Raw genomic sequence first — 4,547 nt, 5'->3', positions numbered from 1 at the left:
TGCTCGCACTCTTCTTCCGCCTCGGGCTTGGCGGTGTGAATCTCGAAGAAGAGTACAACCCGCTCCTCTTTACGCTCTGGTCATGGTTCCGCGATCCCTTGGCGAGGGCATATCTCGCGCTCGCGAAAGCATCCGGAAATCTGCAATCCCCCGGCCTGGTGCGCTTGGGCCGCCTGAAGCGCCGGGGCCGAGCGCTGGTCGGCGTCTACCGGTTGCCACCCGGCGAGTCGCTTGGGTCGCTGCAGGAGAAGCAAAGCGAACTCGCAAGCGCCTTGGGCGAGGATGTGCAGATTACCCAGACGGCTTGGCCAGGATACGTGGAAATTGCCATGTTCCCGGATCTGCCTCACACGGTCTCCCTTCGCGACGCACTGCCCGCGTTGCAGAAGGCGAAGGGACTCTCTTGGTGTTTGGGCGAAGGCGTCCAAGGCCCGGTCCTCGCGCCACTTCGCCAGTACCCGCATCTGTTGGTCGCAGGCGCCACAGGCGGCGGGAAGACGAACGCGCTCAAAGTCCTGGCGGAGACGCTCAAGGTCCAGCGGCCCGACATGTCGGTCGTGATTGCAGATCTCAAGGGTGGCTATGACTACAAGCCCCTCGTCGGAACGGTGGATGAGGTCATTCGAGATCTGCCAAGGTTGCATGCATGGATGCAGTCGCTTGTCACGACGTTGGTGGAACGGGAGCGACAGGCGTGGGAAACGTCCACCACAGATTTTGTGCCTTATGTGACGCTGATCGACGAGTTTGCGACCCTGACGTCGACAGCGAACGCCAAAGCGGACAAGCAGATGGCGGAAGTGGCGAAAGAGATCCTGATGATGGCGAATACCCTGCTCCAGAAGGGCCGGAGCCTTGGGCTGCACCTGGTGATTGCCACGCAACGCCCAGATGCTGAAACCATTCCGGGCACATTGCGCGCGAATATGGACGCGTTGCTTACGTTCCATGTGACCACACAAGTGCAATCCGGCGTGGTATTGGGGCCAGGGCACAATGAGGCGTTTGAACTGCCGCCCATTCCAGGGCGAGCACTGGTGTCCTTGGGAGGGCAGTTGGAACAGGTGCAGGTATTTCAATGGACGAGGCTTCAGGGGAACGCATAAGCGTAAAGAAAAAGGCATCCCGAAGGATGCCTTTTCCATCGTGCGATTAGAATGTGCCGTTACCGCTGCCCGTACCGCCCGAACCATTGGTGACAGTAATCTGCACCTGATCAGTCAACGCAATCGAGGTAGAGGATTGCACTTCGACTGTGTACGTACCGCCACTGTAGCTCACGGTAAAGTCTCCGTTCGCCAAGGTCGAAGCACCGGTGTAGCTCGTGCCACTCGTGGTATCCTTCACGGCGAAGTTCGAATACGTGAGCCCAACCACTGGGTTCCCAGCCGCATCCGCCACAGTCACCGGGAAGCTATAGTCGTACGAGCTTCCATTCTGCGAAGGCACCACGGCACCGACGTTCACCTGCAGATTCGAAGACGGTACCGCTGTGAAGGAACCGGTAGCGTTGTTGTTGTTCGTGTCGGTCACGTTAACGGTGAACTTCAACCCATCGAGCGAATTTGCGCTGCTAGAGTACACCGTCAACGTGTAATTTCCGCCACCGTTGTTCGTCAATGTAAAGTCGTTTGCAGCAGATGTCGGAGCGGCAGAGACATACGTATACGTAGTGTTGTTCGCATCCTTAACAACAAAATCGGAAGCGTTTGAAGCAATTGCCGTCAAATTCGTGTCGGTCGACGTGAAGCTGATCTTTGCAGCAGCATACTGCGTACCACCAGACACCGTGTAGGAGAAATCCGTCGCACTCAGGACATTGAAGGCAATGTTGCTCGGCGACGTGCTCACGTTCTGTACGCTTGCCACGACATTGGCAATATTGTTCGAACCAGAGATGTCAATGCCATCCCATGTGTTCGCATATCCAACGTAGAGCGCATCTCCCGACTGCCCGTTCGGCGATGTATCCACGTACGCATCTGCGCTGACGCCATTGTAGTACGTCACATCGCCATCCTGAACCGTAAGCGTGACGTTACCATTCGAATCCGTCCGCACCGTTACAGTGGGGAGTGTATTTGGAGCCAACGAAGCTGTGACGACACCCGGGATATTGACCGAGCTGTAATCAATGTCCGCTGGTGCTTGGTACAACGGAATCGGCGTCGGTTCTGTTGCGGACGTTGCGCCGGTCGTCTCCGTCTGTTGGAGCGTCACGCCGTTGATTTCCGTAATCCACATATTCGAAGCAGCGCTGTCGAAGGTAATCGGCACAGCTGTATTCGGGACAGGGTTGCCATTGCTATCCTCAACCTGGAACGAAACCGTGGCCGTTTGCCCAGCCTGGATCAAGCCGCTCGTCGGCGAGCCATTTGCGAGTTTCGCAGGATTCGTCGCCAAGAACTGCAACTGAGCGGTTGCCTTCGCGTTGCCGCTGGTAATCGTAAGGGTATCCGTCTCAGCGGTCGTATCCGACACACCCACACCCACGATGGGGCTTGTCGCTTGAGTGGTGACGGTTACGCCATTGACTGTAATGGTATACAGACCACCGCTACCAGTCACATTCACTTGGACGCTTGGATATCCATTGGTGCCATTGACCGTGTAGGCAATCTGCCCGCTTGCAGTCGTCGCGTAAATCTTCGTGATGTCACCGTGATTCAACGAGAGGGTATACGCGAGATTCAGGTTGCCCGTCATCTCTTGCACACCGCTGTATCCCGCGAAGGCAACTTGTGCTACGCCACCTTCCGGAGCAGTAATGCCAGACACACTGGTCGGTACAGAGCTGCCATTGTAATTCGAATCCAGGTTGCTTGCAGAGCTAGCCACGCCGATGTTCGTGAGCGTCGAACCGGCTTGCCAGCTGACGTACCAGTTGCCGAGCTTCTGCCCGACCGCACCGGCCGTGATGCCATAGAGGTAATAATGGTCAACCTCAATGTTGGAATCCGTCACGGTGAAACTAAAGTTACCGTTGGAATCCGTGGTAATGACCTCACCATAGAGAGACGGATTCGTCATGCCAGGTTGCAAACCGCCAGCATTGACGCTCGGGAACGATGTGGTGTTGGACCCACTCACATAGCTACCTGCACCACTGTTGGTGTCCGTGTAGCTACCTGGAGTGCTCCCGCTCGTGCCCGTATTGACGACCAGCAACTGCGCATTAGCAACTGGGTTGCCATTCGCATCTTGCACCTGGCCGCTAATGACCACATTCGTGCCAGCATTCGCGACGTACGGGCTCGAGTTGGTGCCGCTACCGCTCAGTACATTCGAAGCCGTCACATTAGCGGTTTGCGTAGCCACACCAGCCTGACCCCAGCTGATGTACACCGGCGAGATGGAGCCATAGCCACTGACCGAAGCCGTGACCATAACACCTGAATCAGTATTGTTGTCATTCACATACACTGTAGCCTGGCCGTTGCTGTTCGTGTAAACCGTCGTGGTTGCTGTACCACCCGACTGATTTTCCACAACGCCTCCCTGAGCATTAGCAAAGAACGCTTGACCGCCGCTCAAGGTAAATTGAACAGCCACACCTGCTGCCGCCTGCGGAAGCGTGACCGTCACGGGCACAAGGCCTGCTGTCTCATTGCTCGGCGAAGACACGACTGCATGATACGGGTTCGACTGCGAGCTTACCGGCGAAATCGCCGCGCTGTTAGCTGGCACAAATTCCACATACGCATTGGAAGACGTCACTTGCACGCCATTGTTGCTATACGGCGCGGAGAATTGCACCGTGTACGAAGCAGCCACACCGGACGGCACGGAGATTTGAGCCGACGCGACGCCCGCCGCGTTGGTTGGAACCTGGTAGGACCAACCGCCTGAGACCGTGGTCGCAGCCGCCGTGACACCATTCACGGTGACCGTCGGCGCTACGGTACCCGTCAACGTGAGCGTGGTATTCACACCGGAAATCGGGTTGCCAAACGCGTCGGTCAACGTGGTGGAGACGGTGACAGCCGAACCATTCGACACAGCCGGCGAGGTCGCGGAACCGTTACCGACGTTCGCGCCCGTAACCGTAACCGCACTCAGGCTCGGTGTATTCTGCGTGACAACTGCCAAGCCCGTCGAGCCGTTCCAGCTCGCGTTCACGCCCATGGCACCAAACACTTGCTGGACGTAGTACACCGGGAAGTACGTGGTCACAGGACCACCTGCCGGGTCCTTCGCAACTTGCGTATTGATTTTCTTAATCGCGGTACCATTCAGCGTAATGGTCGTGTTCCCAGAACCCAAGCCACCTGCGATGTTCGCGGCAACTTGCTGCACGTTCACGTTGGAATCCGTCAGTGCCCAGGTGTGGGTCGCGCCATTCCAGGTCGCCTGGATGCCCAACTTCGCAAGCAGTTGGTCAAAGTAGTAGATCGGCGCAAACGCGGTCGTGTTGCCCGAATCCTTGCCATCCATAATGTACGGGTTCGAGACCGTCTGGCCGTTGAACGTAAACGCAACTTGTCCAACCGGAGTCAGACCCGTCGAGGACGTCGCAGCGAATGCCATCGGGCTAATTGCACCCAGGA

2 protein-coding genes are annotated in these 4,547 nt (G+C 57.1%); one reads left to right on the top strand and one right to left on the bottom strand.

Translation table 11 applies throughout. From position 1 onward, the window contains the following. A partial coding sequence (locus AS26_RS13205; RefSeq protein WP_157068514.1) for a helicase HerA-like domain-containing protein occupies positions 1-1,106 on the top strand: 1,106 nt, incomplete at its 5' end. Positions 1,107-1,152: 46 nt separating this feature from the next. Here the strand turns inward: AS26_RS13205 and AS26_RS14500 are convergent. Continuing rightward, positions 1,153-4,527 (bottom strand): beta strand repeat-containing protein, encoded by a 3,375-nt coding sequence (locus AS26_RS14500; protein ID WP_217997439.1) that lies wholly within the window; start codon positions 4,525-4,527, stop codon positions 1,153-1,155. Between the last annotated feature and the right edge of the window lie 20 nt (positions 4,528-4,547).

The organism is Alicyclobacillus sendaiensis NBRC 100866 (assembly GCF_001552675.1).
In the GTDB taxonomy this organism is placed as follows: Bacteria; Bacillota; Bacilli; order Alicyclobacillales; family Alicyclobacillaceae; genus Alicyclobacillus; species Alicyclobacillus sendaiensis.
This window is presented reverse-complemented; position numbering and strand designations above follow the sequence as displayed.

What these genes read in the sequence shown, in the direction of transcription:
- AS26_RS14500 (WP_217997439.1), bottom strand. Translation starts at nt 4,527, where the DNA reads ATGGCATTCGCTGCGACGTCCTCGACGGGTCTGACTCCGGTTGGACAA.